The 16,957-nt window shown below is 40.9% G+C and carries 13 protein-coding genes and 1 riboswitch; of the genes, 8 read left to right on the top strand and 5 right to left on the bottom strand.

Translation table 11 applies throughout. The annotated features are described in order from the left end of the window. Window positions 1-314 precede the first annotated feature (314 nt). Entirely contained in the window at window positions 315-1,706 is a 1,392-nt protein-coding gene (locus ACK2WI_RS05200; protein WP_409149980.1) for an APC family permease, read from the top strand. Between the two features lie 64 nt (window positions 1,707-1,770). On the opposite strand, the gene metE is transcribed toward ACK2WI_RS05200, so the two are convergent. From metE to ACK2WI_RS05185, 3 genes are all read right to left on the bottom strand, one after another. Continuing rightward, a complete protein-coding gene (gene metE, locus ACK2WI_RS05195; RefSeq protein WP_409149979.1) occupies window positions 1,771-4,080 on the bottom strand; it encodes a 5-methyltetrahydropteroyltriglutamate--homocysteine S-methyltransferase in 2,310 nt (769 codons plus the stop codon). A gap of 75 nt (window positions 4,081-4,155) precedes the next feature. Continuing rightward, window positions 4,156-4,254: riboswitch (SAM riboswitch) on the bottom strand. A gap of 270 nt (window positions 4,255-4,524) precedes the next feature. Further along, complete coding sequence (locus ACK2WI_RS05190; protein WP_093100433.1) at window positions 4,525-5,214, bottom strand: response regulator transcription factor; 690 nt, start codon at window positions 5,212-5,214, stop codon at window positions 4,525-4,527. Between the two features lie 18 nt (window positions 5,215-5,232). After that, window positions 5,233-7,104, bottom strand: a complete 1,872-nt coding sequence (locus tag ACK2WI_RS05185) for a sensor histidine kinase KdpD (RefSeq protein WP_093100431.1) — start codon at window positions 7,102-7,104, stop codon at window positions 5,233-5,235. A gap of 126 nt (window positions 7,105-7,230) precedes the next feature. Between ACK2WI_RS05185 and ACK2WI_RS05180 the strand changes: the two genes are divergently transcribed. After that, window positions 7,231-7,614, top strand: a complete 384-nt coding sequence (locus tag ACK2WI_RS05180) for a hypothetical protein (protein ID WP_409149978.1) — start codon at window positions 7,231-7,233, stop codon at window positions 7,612-7,614. 62 nt (window positions 7,615-7,676) lie between these two features. Here ACK2WI_RS05180 and pyk read toward each other — a convergent pair whose 3' ends face one another. Together pyk and ACK2WI_RS05170 are read right to left on the bottom strand one after the other, a co-directional pair. Then, window positions 7,677-9,110 carry a pyruvate kinase gene (gene pyk / locus ACK2WI_RS05175; RefSeq protein WP_093100428.1) on the bottom strand — a complete coding sequence of 478 codons (1,434 nt, stop codon included), beginning with the start codon at window positions 9,108-9,110 and terminating at the stop codon, window positions 7,677-7,679. 111 nt (window positions 9,111-9,221) lie between these two features. Then, the gene (locus tag ACK2WI_RS05170) at window positions 9,222-9,722 is read right to left on the bottom strand and encodes an IPExxxVDY family protein (protein WP_093100426.1); all 501 of its coding nucleotides are present in this window, start codon (window positions 9,720-9,722) and stop codon (window positions 9,222-9,224) included. 266 nt (window positions 9,723-9,988) lie between these two features. Between ACK2WI_RS05170 and ACK2WI_RS05165 the strand changes: the two genes are divergently transcribed. The 6 genes from ACK2WI_RS05165 (at window position 9,989) to ACK2WI_RS05140 (ending at window position 16,865) form a co-directional block, all read left to right on the top strand. Continuing rightward, the gene (locus tag ACK2WI_RS05165; RefSeq protein ID WP_079643602.1) at window positions 9,989-10,225 is read left to right on the top strand and encodes an acyl carrier protein; all 237 of its coding nucleotides are present in this window, start codon (window positions 9,989-9,991) and stop codon (window positions 10,223-10,225) included. Between the two features lie 27 nt (window positions 10,226-10,252). Beyond that, the gene (gene fabF / locus ACK2WI_RS05160) at window positions 10,253-11,506 is read left to right on the top strand and encodes a beta-ketoacyl-ACP synthase II (RefSeq protein WP_093100424.1); all 1,254 of its coding nucleotides are present in this window, start codon (window positions 10,253-10,255) and stop codon (window positions 11,504-11,506) included. Window positions 11,507-11,586: 80 nt separating this feature from the next. Further along, the gene (rnc, locus tag ACK2WI_RS05155) at window positions 11,587-12,324 is read left to right on the top strand and encodes a ribonuclease III (protein WP_312697326.1); all 738 of its coding nucleotides are present in this window, start codon (window positions 11,587-11,589) and stop codon (window positions 12,322-12,324) included. A 186-nt stretch (window positions 12,325-12,510) separates the two neighbouring features. Continuing rightward, the gene (gene hisS, locus ACK2WI_RS05150) at window positions 12,511-13,890 is read left to right on the top strand and encodes a histidine--tRNA ligase (protein WP_409149977.1); all 1,380 of its coding nucleotides are present in this window, start codon (window positions 12,511-12,513) and stop codon (window positions 13,888-13,890) included. A 278-nt stretch (window positions 13,891-14,168) separates the two neighbouring features. Further along, a complete protein-coding gene (gene pdhA, locus ACK2WI_RS05145) occupies window positions 14,169-15,164 on the top strand; it encodes a pyruvate dehydrogenase (acetyl-transferring) E1 component subunit alpha (protein ID WP_093100421.1) in 996 nt (331 codons plus the stop codon). A gap of 42 nt (window positions 15,165-15,206) precedes the next feature. Next, window positions 15,207-16,865: a 2-oxo acid dehydrogenase subunit E2 gene (locus ACK2WI_RS05140; protein ID WP_409149976.1), complete on the top strand. Its 1,659-nt coding sequence runs from the start codon at window positions 15,207-15,209 to the stop codon at window positions 16,863-16,865. The last annotated feature ends 92 nt before the right edge of the window (window positions 16,866-16,957 follow it).

Raw genomic sequence — 16,957 nt, 5'->3', positions numbered from 1 at the left:
TGCCATGCCAGCTAAAATAATGGAACCCCTCTGGGGTTCTATATTAAAAAAATAAAACAGCTAATTTATTTTCATTGCCAACTTGCTGTCATCAACCTCTCTGAGGTTCTATCTTTAAAAATTAAATACCATTCATCAGCGCTCCACTTTCCTCATTTTCACAAAATATGGCCAATAAGCTAAAACCTCATTATATCCTGATAATCTGTGATTTGGCTTTTATGGCTAATAAATGTGGTAACAACAATTTTATGAAATAAGAAAAATATTAACATAATAATTATTTGTACGTTTGGTGAACTTAATTACCAATTATGAATAAAAAACTCAATTTATGGGACTCCATTATGATTGTCATGGGTTCTATGATTGGAAGTGGGATCTTTATTGTTTCATCGGATATGATGCGACAATTAGGGTCGGGCTATTGGCTGATTGCCGTATGGCTGATTACCGCAATTGCGACCATTGCTGCCGCCATCTGTTATGGTGAACTTTCTTCCATGTATCCTAAAGCTGGTGGACAGTACACCTACCTTACCGAAGTTTTTGGGAAAATGACTGGCTTCTTGTATGGCTGGAGCTTATTCGCCGTCATCCAAACCGGTACCATTGCTGCCGTTGCGGTTGCTTTTGGGAAGTTTGCGGCCTACCTCTTTCCGCAACTGAATGATGCCCCGCCCATTTATCAAAATGGCAGTTTTATGATTACCTGGATGCAAATCCTCGCTATTGGAATCATTCTATTGCTGACTTTTATCAACAGTAAAGGGGTGCGAAGTGGAAAGATCGTGCAATCTGTCTTTACCTCCTCTAAGGTTATTGCTCTATTGGCGCTGATCATAGGTGGGCTTTTATTGATCCAGAGCAACCAGTTTTCAGGAAACATGAGTTTTGGTTGGTCTGCAACCCAGAACTTGGACCATTCGAGCTGGAAGGAAATTTCAGGGAATGTACTACTTGGTGGGATTGCTGCCGCGATGGTTGGTTCGGTGTTCAGTAGCGTGGCTTGGGAAAATGTAACCTTTGTGGCTGGTGAGATCAAGAATGCTAAAAAGACCGTAGTGATGGCGATGGTAATCGGGACCAGCTTGGTGATGATCTTGTATCTATTTGCCAATTATATTTATTTGGCGACGCTGAATCGGGAAGAGATTGCTTTTGCTGCCAATGATCGGGTTGCGATTGCGGCTGCTGAGAAGCTATTGGGAAGTGCAGGGACTATTATCATGGCAGTGTTGGTGATGATCTCCACCTTCGGATGTGTGAATGGAATCGTGCTGTCGGGGGCAAGGGTTTTCCAGAGCATGGCCAAGGACGGCCTTTTCCTGAAGCAGGCTATCCCAAACAACAAGAATGATGTTCCGGAAAGGTCCTTGTGGTTTCAGGGAATCTGGGCCTCGCTATTGTGTTTGAGCGGACAGTACGGGAACCTATTGGATATGGTGTCCTTTGTGATCGTGATATTCTATATGATCACGGTGTTGGCGATGATGTATCAACGTTGGAAGAGACCGGACTTGGAAAGACCCTATAAAACATTTCTGTATCCCATTCCTCCATTGGTTTATCTATTGATCGGGACAGCATTCTGCTTGTTGTTGATCTTGTATAAACCACAATATACTTGGCCGGGCTTTATCTTGATCCTAATGGGGGTGCCGATCTATTATTTTGCGAATCGAAGGAAACCTAATATAAAATAAATAACAAGTAAAAGGCCGAACAAATTATTGCTCGGCCTTTATTATTATAAATTACTAATGTTGCTTATTCAGCTCTTAGGATTTTGGCAGCTTCTACCATTGATTCTAAGGCAGCTTTGGTTTCTGGCCAAGCACGAGTTTTCAGACCACAGTCAGGGTTTACCCATAATTGCTCTGCAGGAACTACTGCTTTTGCCTTGCGTAATAAGTTAACCATTTCTTCTGTGCTAGGAACACGAGGAGAGTGGATATCATATACACCTGGACCGATATCATTTGGATATTTGAAATCTGCGAAAGCATCTAACAATTCCATTTGGGAACGAGAAGTTTCGATCGTGATCACGTCAGCATCCATAGCAGCGATATCTTGGATAATATCGTTGAACTCAGAATAACACATGTGCGTGTGGATTTGCGTATCATCATCAACATTGGATGAAGAAACACGGAATGCACGTACAGCCCAGTCTAAGTATTCTTGTTGATCAGCTTTGCGTAGAGGAAGACCTTCACGGATAGCTGGCTCATCAATCTGGATGATTTTGATACCTGCTTTTTCCAAAGCTTGAACTTCGTCTAAGATAGCCAAAGCGATTTGGTAAGTAGTTGTAGAACGAGGTTGGTCGTTACGAACGAATGACCATTGTAAGATCGTTACAGGACCTGTCAACATACCTTTTACTGGACGGTTAGTCAATGATTGTGCATAAGCAGACCAACGAACAGTCATGTCTTCAGGACGGTAAACATCACCAAAAATAATAGGAGGTTTTACACAACGAGAACCGTAAGACTGAACCCATCCGTTTTGAGTGAATGCGTATCCAGCTAATTGCTCACCGAAGTATTCCACCATGTCATTACGTTCGAATTCACCATGTACCAATACATCGATGTCTAGGTCTTCTTGTAGACGGATAGTTCTTTCAGTCTCAGCAGCGATTTCTTTATCGTATTCTTCTTGAGAGATAGCACCTTTTTTCAAGTCAGCTCTCCATTTACGAACATCTTTTGTTTGTGGGAAAGAACCGATTGTAGTGGTAGCAAATCCTGGAAGGTTGAATTTAGCTTGTTGAGCTTCTTTACGAGCATTGAAAGTAGAAGTACGCTTAGCATCTTCATCAGTGATGTTGCTAACGCGGTTTTTAACCTCAGGTCTGTGGATCAATGGAGATGTACGGCGGCTTTCAGCAGCTTCTTTGTTTGCTTCGAAACGTTTTTGGGTTTCAGCATCCACTTCACCTTCAGCCAATACAGCTAGGTCTTTTACTTCAGCTAATTTCTGTTTAGCGAATGCTAACCAGTTTTTCACTTCAGCAGGTAGAGACTCTTCATTGTTCTCATTGTCTAGATCAAATGGAACATGCAATAAAGATGAAGAAGGAGCAACCCATACGCGGTCTTTTCCTAAAGCATCAACTGCTTGTTTGATTTTTTTCAATGAGTTTTCGTAGTCGTTTTTCCAAATGTTACGGCCTTCAACCACTCCTAAAGAAAGGGTTAGAGAAGCAGGAACTTTGGATAATATAGTGTCAAGTTGGTTTTCACCACGAACTAAGTCAAGGTGTAACGCATGCACAGGAAGATTAACAGCGATGTCTTCGTTGTTTCCTAGTGCCTCGAAGTAAGTGGCAACGATTAATTTAATGCCTTTGGCAGCAGCAGCTAACTTTTCGAAAACTTTTCCGTAAAGTGCTTTTGTAGCATCATCGATATCCAAAGCCAAGAAAGGCTCGTCGATTTGAACATATTTTGCGCCAGCATCAGCAAGTTTAGCCAAGATCTCTTCGTATACCGGAAGTAATCTGTCGATTAGATCGATACGGTTAAAACCAGCTTCTTTTTCTTTACCTAGCAATAGGTAAGTGATAGGGCCAATCAGGACAGGTTTAGTTTCGATACCTGATTGTTTAGCTTCATTGTATTCGCTTAGGAATTTCTCTGAAGTCAGTTTGAATTCTTGGTTTTTCACGAATTCAGGAACGATATAGTGGTAGTTGGTATCAAACCACTTCGTCATTTCCATAGCAGTTACATCCACGCCACCTTCTTGGAAACCACGAGCCATCGCAAAATATAAGTCTAGGTTATATTGGCGATCGATTTTGTTCAAAAGGGAGTTGTAACGAGCCGGGATAGCTCCAACAGTTAAGGATAAGTCTAGGACTTGGTCATAGAATGAGAAATCATTAGATGGGATCAGTTCGATGCCAGCATCTTTTTGAGTCTTCCAATTGCTTTCACGGATTTTAAGTCCAGCCTGCAATAATTCTTCCGCGCTGATTTTCTTTGCCCAGTAAGCTTCATTAGCTTTCTTCAGTTCACGGAAAGCACCCACACGTGGGTAGCCTAAATTGTTTGTTAATAGCATATAGTTCTCTACTAAATTAAATAAATTTCAATAAGTCTTTTTGCTAAGAGAAGGCTACCTAGGATTCCTGTAACCAGCTTATCTTTCCCAATCGGGGTAGAATGTAGCACCTTGTCAAGAGACAGGTTGCTAAGGCTTCATCGGGTCTAGTCCCTCTGCCTTTCTCTATAAGCGTCGGCTAAGTTATGGATAAGATTTTTATTTTCCAAGGAAAAAGATTTTTAGATATGAGAATTGAGATATGAGAAAGCGAGGGGTTTCAATATTTTAGTTCTTTGAGTATGAGAGAAATCATGGTTTAAAAGTAGATGGATAGAATTCTATCAAAAAAGGGGCAAAAATACTTTTGCCCCTTTATATATTTTGATTTTGTATATGTTTAAAATATCAAGCATTGGTGTTGCTAATATCTCATATCTCACATCTCTTATCTCACATCCATCCTTAGCTAACCAACAACTTATACCCCTTGCCATGCACATTGACGATCTCCACGTTTGGATCTTCTTTGAGGTATTTTCTTAGTTTACTTAAGAATACATCCATGCTGCGGCCGGTGAAGTAGTTGTCATCATGCCATATTTTGATCAAGGCTTCTTCGCGGGTCAAGACATCGTTTTTCTTAAGACAAAGTAAGCGCAGTAATTCGGCTTCTTTGGTAGAAAGTTTTTGTTGCTGACCTTTGTAAGAGATGATCTGGCTGGTATAGTCGAAGAAGTAATCACCGATTTCAAACTTGTCCGATACCTCTTCTTCTTTGTCCTTGGAAGCTCTTTTTAATAGCGCATTTATTCTCAATAAGAGTTCTTCTACACGGAAAGGCTTAGTGATATAGTCATCACCACCTAGTTCGAAGGCTTGGGTTTTATCCTCCATCATTCCTTTTGCCGTAGCATAGATGATAGGTACCGTTTGATTGATCTTACGGATATCCTTACCAAGGGAGAAGCCGTCTTTTTTGGGCATCATGACATCCAAGATGCAAAGGTCAAATTCCTCTTTGCGGAAGGCATCCATTCCTTCTTGACCATCTGTACAAAGTACGACGTCAAATTTTCCTTTTAATTCAAGATAATCCTTCAGTAATTCGCCCAGATTAGGATCATCTTCTGCTAATAATATCTTTTGATTCATACTTTTCTCTTTCTTATGTTATGCTACTTCCTTGGATGCGTCCTTTAAAGGAAGAGTTACTTCAAATTGTGTGCCTTTATCTTTTTCGCTTTTAACGGAGATTTTTCCGTTCAGTCTTTTGATGATATCGTTAACATAGCTTAGACCTAGTCCGAAGCCTTTCACGTTGTGGATATTTCCCGTAGGTATGCGATAGAACTGATCAAATATCTTTTCCTGTTGGTCCTTGGTCATTCCCATGCCCTTGTCTGCAACGGATATTACGATAGTGTTCCCTCTATTAAAAGTCTTAAAAGTGATTTCTGGTTTTTCTTGAGAGTATTTAATTGCATTATCCACCAGGTTGAACATCACATTGGAGAGGTGAAGTTCATCACCGACAACCAGGTCATTTCCTGCTGATATGTCGATGTTCAGGGTGCCATCGGCCTTGTCCATCTGTAGGCGCATGCTCTCTAGGACCGCATTGGCCAAGGAGTTGATATGCACATTGGTGCGCTCGATTTTTAAGTTTTCTTTCTCCAGTCGGGCGATGTTCAGCACGCGTTCGATATGCGAGCCTAAACGGACGTTTTCATCGTAGATAATGTTTGCTAGTTTATTGACACGCTTGCCATCTGCTGATATTTCAGGGTCACGCAAGGACTCGCTGGCGATCATGATGGTGGCAACCGGTGTTTTGAACTCATGGGTCATGTTGTTGATGAAATCGGTTTTCATCTCTGACATCTTCTTCTGCTTGAAGATGATGCTCAGGGTATAGGCAAAACATCCAATCAATAGCGCTAATAAGGCCAGGATGGTCGGGAATAACCAATAGCCCATGGTTTCAGCAATTATCCCGCCTTTGTTTGGGAAATGTATGCTGAGCTCACCTGGCGCATTTCCTCGGTCACCTTGGAATAGCCTAGCGGTATAGATCAATGGATTATTGACTTCCTTGAGTTGCTCGTTGTTGAATTGATAGACCCCTTGGAAAACGGGCATTTTATTGAAATCCTTGATCTCCATAACGAAGGAGGATTTAATGCCTCTTTCTTGAAGTTCATGGATCAAGAGATTGACGGTTTTCTTGCCGTTGATACGTTCCGCCAATGGTCTTTTGGATAATTCCATACCCATGGCAACATCAGCAATTACAGAGCTTTTCTTGCCCCCTAACATGGCGATGGTATCATATAGCGTTGCGGCTTCCGATAGGCGCTGTCCTCGCAGGTTATTGAGTTTGATCTCCAGTTCTTCGATCTTAGATAAGGTCTTGGAATCATAGCGGGGAGGGAGGGTCCTGATCTGGTAGGCAATTGCTTCTGTGGAAGGTGGGTTGAATACGGGGATCAGGTATCGGGTGCTATCGTCTTTTTGGGCAACCCTGGGAACTACTCTGATGGCTTCCACATTGGTGAACTCTCCAATGGTGTTGTCCGAGGTAAGTCCTTGTTCCAAGGTAATTCGCACAAGGTGCTTGTATTCTTTTCTCTTTAAATAAGTTTCATAGAAATCATTGCTGATAGGGACAGCAGGGAATTGCTGGTTCAGTTCTCTTTCCAAGAAATTGAATCTGGTGGTATGCGCAAAAGCCCTTCTCTGCAAGGTCTTGATGCTGTCTTGATATTGAAGCTGTAGAGCAAGGATCTTCTCGTTCTTTTGGATACGTTCTTGGTCAATCCTGAACTTCTCTTGGTTCAAGCGTTCCTGCTCCCTTGCGAAATCATAGATTTCTTGGCGTTCGATTTTATTGGCCACGGCCGATAAGGAGGCCTTGACTTCCTCATCAAATAGTTTGGACTCCTTGATAAAGGATTCCCGCACAAAATAATATTGCATCGCCATTACGCCAATCAGCGCAATGGACATAAGCCAAATAATCAATGCAATACTTCTTTTTTTCATTTGTTACAAAAGTAATAAGGGAAAACAGCTAATTTTCTCATTTAACACATTTTAACAGCAATATTTTAGCTTTTTTAGCAGAATAGGATTTCCTTTGTTAAAGAATTATGACTTAAGGCACTGATTATGAAAAAATTCATCTTGATTTCTATCTTATTGTTGATTTGGGTGATTCCTTCCTCAGCTCAAAATACTCAAAATATTCAAAAAAAGAAACCATTAGAATTTAAATGGGATGGCAACTCCAAGGATAGTTTAAAGAGGTTCAACATTCCTTTGCTGGATTCTTTGGATAAATCGATAGAGATCCCGAATGCCTATAAGGGCCAGAAGGGGTTGCTTTCGACTCCAAACGCTATACAAAAGCAACAGGATGATACGGTGATCTTGGAGAAGAAACTGTCAGGAGGGGAGAGCGTGAGGATGCCAGGGACACAGAAACTGGAAGAGAGTGGCAAAATTATCAAACAAGACCCTGAGACGGTCAAATCGCCACTGATAAAGAAGTGATTGAAAAATATATGCATAAAAAAAGAGCCTCAAAGGGGCTCTTTTTTTATGTCTTCTTGTAATTATTTTACTTCAGAAACACGGATTGTGTTTGTTCTACCTTTCTCATGAAGAGGGGTAGAGGAAGTGTTGATTACGATCTGACCAGGTTCTACCAAGTGACGTACTTTCAATAAGTCGTTCACATCTTGGATCGTACCATCAGTAGATTCATATTTTTCGTAAATGAATGCTTTCACACCCCAGCACAAGCTAAGCGTACGCAACAAAGTTTTGTTACCAGTGAACACATAGATGTCTGCATCTGGGCGGTAGCTAGAGATTTCCATGGCCGTATAACCAGAAGAAGTCATGACAGCAATTGCTGACGCATGAGTTTTCTCCGCCAAGAAGATCGATGAACTACAGATAGCATCAGGAATACGAGTAACTGGAACAGTTCCCAATTGCTCTTTTTCGCTGTAGTAAGGGTATGAAGTCGCTTCAACATGGGTAATAACTTTCGCCATAGTCTCGATAACGATCTCTGGGAATTCACCAACTGAAGTTTCACCACTCAACATCACGGCATCAGCACCATCGATTACCGAGTTAGCCACGTCATTTACCTCTGCACGAGTAGGGCGAGGGGTAGTGATCATACTTTCCAACATCTGGGTAGCAATGATAACCGGTTTTGAAAGGTTACGACATTTTTGAGCGATGATTTTTTGAAGTCCTGGTACTTCTTCCATTGGAAGTTCAACACCTAGGTCACCACGAGCAACCATGATCGCATCCGTAGCTTCGATAATGCTGTCGATATTTTCGATAGCCTCAGGCTTTTCGATTTTTGCGATTACTTTAGCGTGAGAACCTTTTTGCTTGATGATTTCTTTACATTGTTTGATGTCTTCAGCAGAACGCACGAAAGACATAGCGATCCAGTCAGCACCATGGTCAAGTGCAAAGTTCAAGTTGTCTAAATCTTCTTCAGTTAATGAAGGGATAGAAACTTTTGTATTCGGAAGGTTAACACCTTTTCTAGAAGTCAAGATACCACCGTGAACAACCTCACAAGTCACTGTGTCCAAGTGGTTTGTTGATAACACGCGTAACTGCAATTTACCGTCATCCAAAAGGATGATTTCATCTTCTTTAACGTCGTTAGGGAAGTTGTCGTAAGTGATGTAGATTTTCTTTTCGTCACCGATTTGCTCGTGCGTAGTCATTTCTACTGTGCTACCGTTGACAAGGATTGCACCACCTTCTTTCATTTTTCCGATACGGATTTTAGGGCCTTGTAGATCGGCTAAAATACCTACGTTGAAAGGGTGTTCTTGGTTGATTTCGTTGATTGTGTTGATTACCTTTAAGTGATCTTCCTGGGAACCGTGTGAGAAGTTAAGGCGACATACGTCTACCCCTTTTGCAATCATACGGGTTAAAACATCTTTTTTTGAAGAAGCCGGACCTAGTGTGGCAACAATTTTGGTCCGCTTTTTTAGTTTATCCATTTAAATTAAATTTTAAATTTATATTCTCTATTAAGTCTTTTCCTGCTTTATTCTCCCCTTAAAGCAGATGATTAGGTTTATGTGTATAAGTTACACTATCTTAATAATCCGCTAAAATATCAGATTTTCTTTAGATTTCAATATTGTTGGGTCTATTTCTTTTACTAAAAGAACTTCCGGAATAGACTTAATGTTTTCTAAAAGAGCATCTAAATCCTCCTCGTCGATAAAATGTTTGATCATCAGGAAGTAATCAAAGCTACTAATTTCAGGGATCAACGCAGCACCTTCTACCGAGCGGTTGCTCAGCAAATAGAATTCAAATTCGAAAGTCTGGTTATGATATCTGAAGATGTTGTAGTGATTTTTGACGACGGGTTTGTTTTTTTTGGATTCAAAAAGAATGTGGTAATCCAGTTCGTCCTTGGGTTTTTCCTTGTTATGGCCGTTATGGTCCATGTAATCTTCCTTCCCGTAGACTAGTTGGAGTCCGGTGTGCTTGTTGATAAAGTGGCAAAGTCTGTAATCTCTCAAAACCGAACTGATCCCAATGAGGACAAAATCGAGTTCCAGGTCAAAGTCAGTTTCGAGTTTAAAGGTTATTTTGCTCAAGTCAATTTGTTTTGATGATTTACAAAATTACGTTTTTACTGCATTTAAGTTTGAAGGTTAAGTAAAAATATCATTAAATATGCATTAAGTTTGTAAAACTTTATTTGTTTTAGTATTATTGGATTAAGGTTAATTAATAAGGTATTAAAAACTTTATTTAGGATGACTTTGTTCTTTATTTAATTTCAAAAGTCAAAAAGATTTGATTTTTGGGAATATTTATTTTTTCTTTGCACAGATTTATTAAACAATTAAACTAGAAAATCATGTCAGATATCGCATCAAGAGTAAAAGCAATTATCGTAGAAAAGTTAGGTGTAGACGAAAATGAAGTGACACCAGAGGCTTCTTTCACGAATGATTTAGGTGCAGACTCACTTGATACAGTTGAGTTGATCATGGAATTCGAGAAAGAATTCAACGTTGCAATTCCTGATGACCAAGCTGAAAACATCAGTACTGTAGGACAAGCAATCGCTTACTTAGAAAAAAACGTTAACTAACTAATTTTATTAGGCCAAACATCATAAATGGAGCTTAAGAGAGTAGTTGTAACAGGATTAGGCGCACTTACACCTATTGGTAATTCCGTTTCCGAATACTGGGATGGATTAGTAAACGGTGTAAGTGGAGCCGCTCCTATCACGCACTTCGATGCGTCAAAATTCAAAACACAGTTTGCCTGCGAAGTCAAAGGTTTTGATCCACACGTCTATATGGACCGTAAAGAAGCCCGTAAGATGGATCCCTTTGTGCAATATGCTATTGCTTCTACCGATGAGGCAGTAAAAGACGCAGGTTTAGATTTCGATAAATTAGACAGGACGCGGATTGGTGTAATTTGGGGTTCTGGAATTGGCGGTTTAACAACTTTCACTGAGGAAGTTGCACAATTCTCCAAAGGCGATGGTACGCCTAGGTTCAATCCTTTCTTTATTCCCAAAATGCTTATCGATTTAGCACCTGGTCATATTTCTATGCGCCATGGGTTGCAAGGTCCAAACTTCTCATCTGTTTCTGCATGTGCCTCGGCTACCAATGCAATGATTGATGCCTTCACTTACATCCGTTCGGGAAGGTCTGACATTATTATCACTGGAGGGTCCGAAGCTACAATCAATGAAGCTGGTATCGGAGGTTTTAATGCCATGCACGCGCTTTCCACAAGAAACGACGATCCTAAAACAGCATCTCGTCCATTCGACAAAGATCGTGATGGATTTGTATCTGGCGAAGGTTCTGGAGCTATCATATTGGAAAGCTTAGAGCATGCATTAGCGCGTGGAGCGAAAATTTATGCTGAGGTTGTAGGTGGTGGAATGAGTGCGGATGCATACCATATCACTGCTTCTCACCCGGAAGGATTGGGAGCTAAATTGGCCATGACAATGGCAATCAAAGATGCTGGTATGGATTTCTCGGATATTGATTACATCAATGTCCATGGAACTTCAACACCAGTGGGAGATGTTAGTGAAACCAAAGCGATTGTTGACCTATTCGGTGAGCATGCTTATAATCTGAATATCAGTTCTACAAAATCCATGACTGGTCACCTTCTAGGTGCAGCAGGTGCTGTAGAAGCTATTGCCTCTATCTTGGCAGTTAAGAATGATATTGTACCTCCAACGATCAATCACTTCACAGATGATCCTGAAATTGACAGCAAACTGAACTTCACGTTCAACACAGCGCAAAAAAGAGTTGTAAATGCTGCCTTGAGTAATACCTTCGGTTTCGGAGGCCATAATGCAACAATTATTGTGAAAAAGTATAATGGTTAAAATGTACTCATTTTCACCATGCTAAACATTTAAATAGGTAGTTGCATTTTTCAACTACCTATTTGTTATTTATAGTTACCATGCCTATCACACAGGTCTATAATCTATATCTGTCACCAAATCGAAATTACGTTCGAAAGCTAAAGAACTTGCTTGGGTTCGTACCGGGCAATATACGTCTTTATCAAATGGCCTTCAGACATAAGTCTGTTGCGGTCATGATCAAGGATGGAGTAAAGAATAGCAACGAGAGGTTGGAATTCCTTGGTGATGCGGTGTTAGGTTCTGTGGTGGCTGAATTGCTCTTCAAGCTCTATCCCTACAAGGATGAGGGCTTCTTGACCGAAATGCGGTCCAAGATCGTATCGAGGGCAAACTTGAACCAACTTTCCCGTAAGTTGGGCTTTAATGAGATGATTGAGTTCGATGCCCGAATGATCAGTTATCCAAATAAGCAAGGTTCTCTTCTTGGTGATGCCTTTGAGGCGTTGGTCGGAGCAGTCTACCTGGATAAGGGTTATACCTTTACGAGGGAATTCTTGCTGTCCCGAATCATCAAGCCCCATGTTGATATCCAAACCCTAGAAGTAACCGAAACAAACTTCAAAAGCCGCCTGATCGAATGGTGCCAGCACAACAACAAAGAGATCAGCTTTATGCAGGTCGATAACCCAGAAGGAGAATCCAATAAAATGTTTTCTGTAGTGGCAGTTGTGGATGGCGAAGAATGTGGCCTTGGTCGTGACTTCAATAAAAAGAGCGCCGAAAAGATCGCTGCCGAGCGAGCTTGCGAGTATTTAAAGATATTCGAAGAATAGAATTGAGAAATGAGATGTTAGATTTGAGGTATCAAATCTGATTAGACATCGATTTCCAACATTCTTATTGATTCCATGGTTTTAATGATTTCAGCATCGCTAAGTTCTTGAGAAGGTTAATATCTCTATACTCAAATCTCAAATCTCCCATCCATTTTTTCATGTCTAATGTCTATCTTTGCGGCTATGGCATCAATTAAACCATCTTTAGCAAAGGGTACTCGTGATTTTTCGCCCCTTGAAATGGATAAGCGTAATCATATTTTCAATACCTTAAAATCTATTTTCAGGAAATACGGCTATTCCGAGATCCAGACTCCTTCATTCGAGAATTTAAGTACTTTGACAGGTAAGTATGGTGATGAAGGCGACAAATTAATCTTCAAGATCTTGAATTCAGGTGATTACTTGAGTAAAACTCCAGCTGAATTGTTGGAAGCCAAAAATTCCATTAGCTTGATCTCACATATCTCTGAAAAAGCATTGCGCTATGATTTGACAGTCCCGTTTGCTCGTTATGTGGTGATGCATCAAAACGATATTGCACTTCCGTTCAAGCGATTCCAGATCCAACCGGTTTGGCGTGCAGACCGTCCGCAAAGAGGACGTTATAGAGAATTTTATCAATGTGATGTGGATGTGGTAGGTTCAAGCTCATTGTTGAATGAAGCGGAATTTATCCTGATCTATAACGAGGCCTTGGCGAAATTAGGACTGAAGGATTTCAATATCAAATTAAACAATAGAAAGATCCTTTCCGGGATTGCCGAAGTGGTTGGAAAGCCAGAATTGATCGTCGATATGACGGTGGCAATTGACAAACTTGATAAGATCGGTTTGGAAGGAGTAAACAAAGAATTACTGGAGCGTGGATTTACCGATGAGGATTTAGCTATCCTAAAACCAATCATCGAATTGCAAGGATCCAATGCAGATAAAATAGCTTCTATGAGATCAGTGCTTTCCAATTCGGAAATCGGAATGAAGGGCATCGCTGAATTGGAGGAAGTCTTTGAGTACATCAAGAAATTCGGTCGTGAAGATCTTCTTGAAAAGATCGTCGAAGTGGATATCACCTTGGCGAGAGGCTTGAACTATTACACCGGCTGTATCTTTGAAGTGAAGACCAATGAGGTCCAAATGGGAAGCATTGGCGGTGGCGGTCGATATGATGACCTTACGGGCATGTTCGGATTGAAGGACCTAACAGGAGTAGGGGTGTCATTCGGAGCAGATCGCATCTATGATGTGTTGGAAGAATTAAATCTTTTCCCACAAGCAGGGTCGGCGAGTACAAAGTTGCTGATCGTGAATTTTGAGGAATCCTTGGAAGCTTATACCCTGCCTTTGATGTACAGGTTGAGAGAAGCTGGAGTGGCGGTAGAATTGTATCCGGCAGCCGTAAAACTAAAAAAACAGATGAGTTATGCCGATTCCAAGGGCATACCTTACGTTCTTTTGGTGGGTGATGAAGAAGCTGGATCTGGTCAATTATCTTTGAAGAACATGGAAAGTGGAGAGCAAGAGAAATTGACAATTGATGAGTTAATAGAAAAATTGAAATAATTGAAGCGGTCCTTAGAGGCCGCTTTTTTTGTGACCTGTCCTTTGCTCGGAGAAACCACGGGAGCTAGGAAGCCTACATGGACCCCCATATATCCATTCTTGCCAATGATTTAGTCAGTTGCATATTCGAGGAGTAGTTGCTGAGGGACCTGCGGATTGTGGTATTATTTTGACATTATCCGTATAAAACAGTGAAATGTAAACTAAAAATTATCAAAAATCTCGTTAATATTGATTAAATTTGTGGTCAGTTTAGTAAAGAAATTCAATACTTAGAAATGAGTTCAACACCTATAACAAAAGAAACCTACCTAGAGTGGTATGAATCCATGCTGCTCATGCGCAAATTTGAAGAGAAATCCGGACAGCTTTATGGACAGCAAAAGATTCGTGGATTTTGTCACTTATACATTGGACAAGAAGCCGTAGTTGCGGGTACCATGTCAGTGATCAAACCAGAAGATTCTTTGATTACAGCATATCGTGACCATGCCCATGCTTTGGCAAAGGGTGTGTCTGCAGATGCTTGTATGGCTGAATTGTTTGGTAAAGTTACAGGCTGTTCAAAAGGTAAAGGCGGCTCGATGCACTTCTTCTCCAAAGAACACAAGTTCATGGGAGGTCACGGTATCGTAGGTGGTCAGATTCCTTTAGGTGCAGGTATTGCTTTTGCAGAGAAATATTTAGGAACAGACAATGTAAACATCTGTTATATGGGTGACGGTGCTGTACGTCAAGGTGCTTTCAACGAGACCTTGAATATGGCGATGTTATGGAAATTACCAGTGATTTTCGTTTGTGAAAACAACGGTTACGCGATGGGAACTTCTGTAAAACGTACTACCAACATGCAAGATATCTACAAAATGGGTCTTGGTTTTGATATGCCTAGTGCTCCGGTAGATGGAATGGATGTGGTTGCAGTTCACAACGCCATGGACGAAGCCGTTCAACGCGCTCGTGCAGGTGAAGGCCCAACTTTCTTAGAAATCCGTACATACCGTTACAAAGGACACTCGATGTCTGACCCAGCGAAATACCGTACGAAAGAAGAATTGGAAGAATACAAAGAAAGAGATCCAATTATTGCTGTAAAGCATGCTATTGTTGAGAATAAATATGCTGATCAAGCTTGGTTTGATGAAGTAGAAGCAAAAGTGAAGAAAATCGTGGACGAATCAGTGAAATTCGCTGAAGAGTCTCCATATCCAGATGCTTCTGACATCTACAAAGATGTTTATGTACAAGAGGACTATCCTTTTGTCATGGATTAATTAATGATAATTACTTTAACTTATATAGAACATTCCTAAACGATGGCTGAAGTAGTAAGAATGCCAAAAATGAGCGACACCATGACTGAAGGTGTAATCGCTAAATGGCACAAAAAAGTTGGTGATAAAGTAAACTCAGGAGACCTTATTGCAGAGGTTGAAACTGATAAAGCGACAATGGACTTCGAATCATACCAAGAAGGTACTTTGTTGTACATCGGCCCTAAAGAGGGAGATGCAGTTCCAATCGATTCTGTGATCGCTGTATTGGGTGAAGAGGGTGAAGACTACGAATCTCTAATTAAAGGAGATGCTGCACCTGCTGAGAAGAAAGAAGAGCCAAAAGAAGAATCTAAAAAAGAAACTAAAGAAGATAAAACTGAAGAAGCTGCTCCAGCGGATTCAGGAAGCAATGTAACGGCAGAAGACTTAGGTGTCACTGTTATTACCATGCCTTTATTGAGTGATACCATGACTGAAGGGGTTATCGCTCAATGGAACTTCAAAGTAGGGGATACCATTAAATCAGACGATGCTATCGCTGACGTAGAAACTGATAAAGCGACTATGGAAGTTACTGCTTATGCTGATGGTACCCTGTTATATGTAGGTCTTGAAGCTGGACAAGCTGCGAAAGTTAATGATATCATTGCGATCGTAGGTCCTGCTGGAACTGATGTAACGCCTTTGTTGAACCAAAAATCTTCAGCAGGTGCTAAATCTGAATCTAAGAAAGAAGAAGAAAAACCTGTTGCTCAAGAAAGCAAATCCGATGCTCCTGTTGCTGCATCCTCTTCATCAAGCGATTCAAGAATCAAAGCTTCTCCTTTAGCTAAGAAAATTGCTAAAGAAAAAGGTATTGACTTGAGCCAAGTGAAAGGTTCTGCAGAAAACGGTCGTATCGTAAGAAAAGACGTTGAGAACTTCAAACCATCTGCAGCTCCTGCTGCTGCGGCTTCCGCTGCACCAGCTGCTGAGTCTGAGGCGAAAACTATCAGCTTACCACAATTTGTTGGTGAAGAGCGTTTCACTGAGAAACCTGTTAACCAAATGCGTAAGACGATTGCTCGCAGATTGTCTGAGTCCCTATTCACTGCTCCACACTTCTACTTGACTATCAGTGTAGATATGGACAATGCAATGGCTGCTCGTGCACAGATCAATGAAGTAGCTCCAGTGAAAGTTTCATTCAACGATATCGTGGTTAAAGCGGTTGCAGTTGCCTTGAAACAACACCCTAACGTGAACTCATCTTGGTTAGGTGATAAGATCCGTTACAACGAACATACAAATATTGGTGTAGCAATGGCTGTTGAAGATGGTCTATTGGTTCCAGTTGTTCGTTTTGCTGATGGTAAATCACTTTCTCATATCTCTGCTGAAGTGAAAGACTTTGCACAAAAAGCAAAAGCTAAGAAACTACAGCCTTCGGATTGGGAAGGATCAACTTTCACCGTTTCCAACCTAGGTATGTTCGGTATCGATGAATTCACATCGATCATCAACTCACCTGATGGCGCTATCCTTTCGGTAGGTGCTATCCAACAAGTTCCAGTTGTGAAAAACGGAGCTGTTGTTCCTGGAAACATCATGAAGTTGACATTAGGTTGTGACCACCGCGTGGTAGATGGTGCTACAGGTGCTCAATTCCTTCAAACTTTAAAAGGACTTATCGAAGCTCCGATTCGTTTACTAGCGTAATCAGAGAGTCCATAAATAACACAAAAGCCAGCAGATCTTGCTGGCTTTTGTGTTTTATCAGCCTTAACCATTCAGAGACCAATCCCTAAAAT

The sequence above is a fragment of the Sphingobacterium sp. BS-2 genome (assembly GCF_046161205.1).
Lineage (GTDB): Bacteria > Bacteroidota > Bacteroidia > Sphingobacteriales > Sphingobacteriaceae > Sphingobacterium > Sphingobacterium mizutaii.
Note: the sequence above shows the minus strand (reverse complement) of the source record. Positions and strands in the feature narration are given on the sequence as shown.

Excerpts from the sequence above, each read along its gene's own strand:
- ACK2WI_RS05200 (WP_409149980.1), top strand. The coding sequence starts at position 315 with ATGAATAAAAAACTCAATTTATGGGACTCCATTATGATTGTCATGGGT.
- metE (WP_409149979.1), bottom strand. The coding sequence starts at position 4,080 with ATGCTATTAACAAACAATTTAGGCTACCCACGTGTGGGTGCTTTCCGT.
- ACK2WI_RS05190 (WP_093100433.1), bottom strand. The coding sequence starts at position 5,214 with ATGAATCAAAAGATATTATTAGCAGAAGATGATCCTAATCTGGGCGAA.
- ACK2WI_RS05185 (WP_093100431.1), bottom strand. The coding sequence starts at position 7,104 with ATGAAAAAAAGAAGTATTGCATTGATTATTTGGCTTATGTCCATTGCG.
- ACK2WI_RS05180 (WP_409149978.1), top strand. The coding sequence starts at position 7,231 with ATGAAAAAATTCATCTTGATTTCTATCTTATTGTTGATTTGGGTGATT.
- pyk (WP_093100428.1), bottom strand. The coding sequence starts at position 9,110 with ATGGATAAACTAAAAAAGCGGACCAAAATTGTTGCCACACTAGGTCCG.
- ACK2WI_RS05165 (WP_079643602.1), top strand. The coding sequence starts at position 9,989 with ATGTCAGATATCGCATCAAGAGTAAAAGCAATTATCGTAGAAAAGTTA.
- fabF (WP_093100424.1), top strand. The coding sequence starts at position 10,253 with ATGGAGCTTAAGAGAGTAGTTGTAACAGGATTAGGCGCACTTACACCT.
- rnc (WP_312697326.1), top strand. The coding sequence starts at position 11,587 with ATGCCTATCACACAGGTCTATAATCTATATCTGTCACCAAATCGAAAT.
- hisS (WP_409149977.1), top strand. The coding sequence starts at position 12,511 with ATGGCATCAATTAAACCATCTTTAGCAAAGGGTACTCGTGATTTTTCG.
- pdhA (WP_093100421.1), top strand. The coding sequence starts at position 14,169 with ATGAGTTCAACACCTATAACAAAAGAAACCTACCTAGAGTGGTATGAA.
- ACK2WI_RS05140 (WP_409149976.1), top strand. The coding sequence starts at position 15,207 with ATGGCTGAAGTAGTAAGAATGCCAAAAATGAGCGACACCATGACTGAA.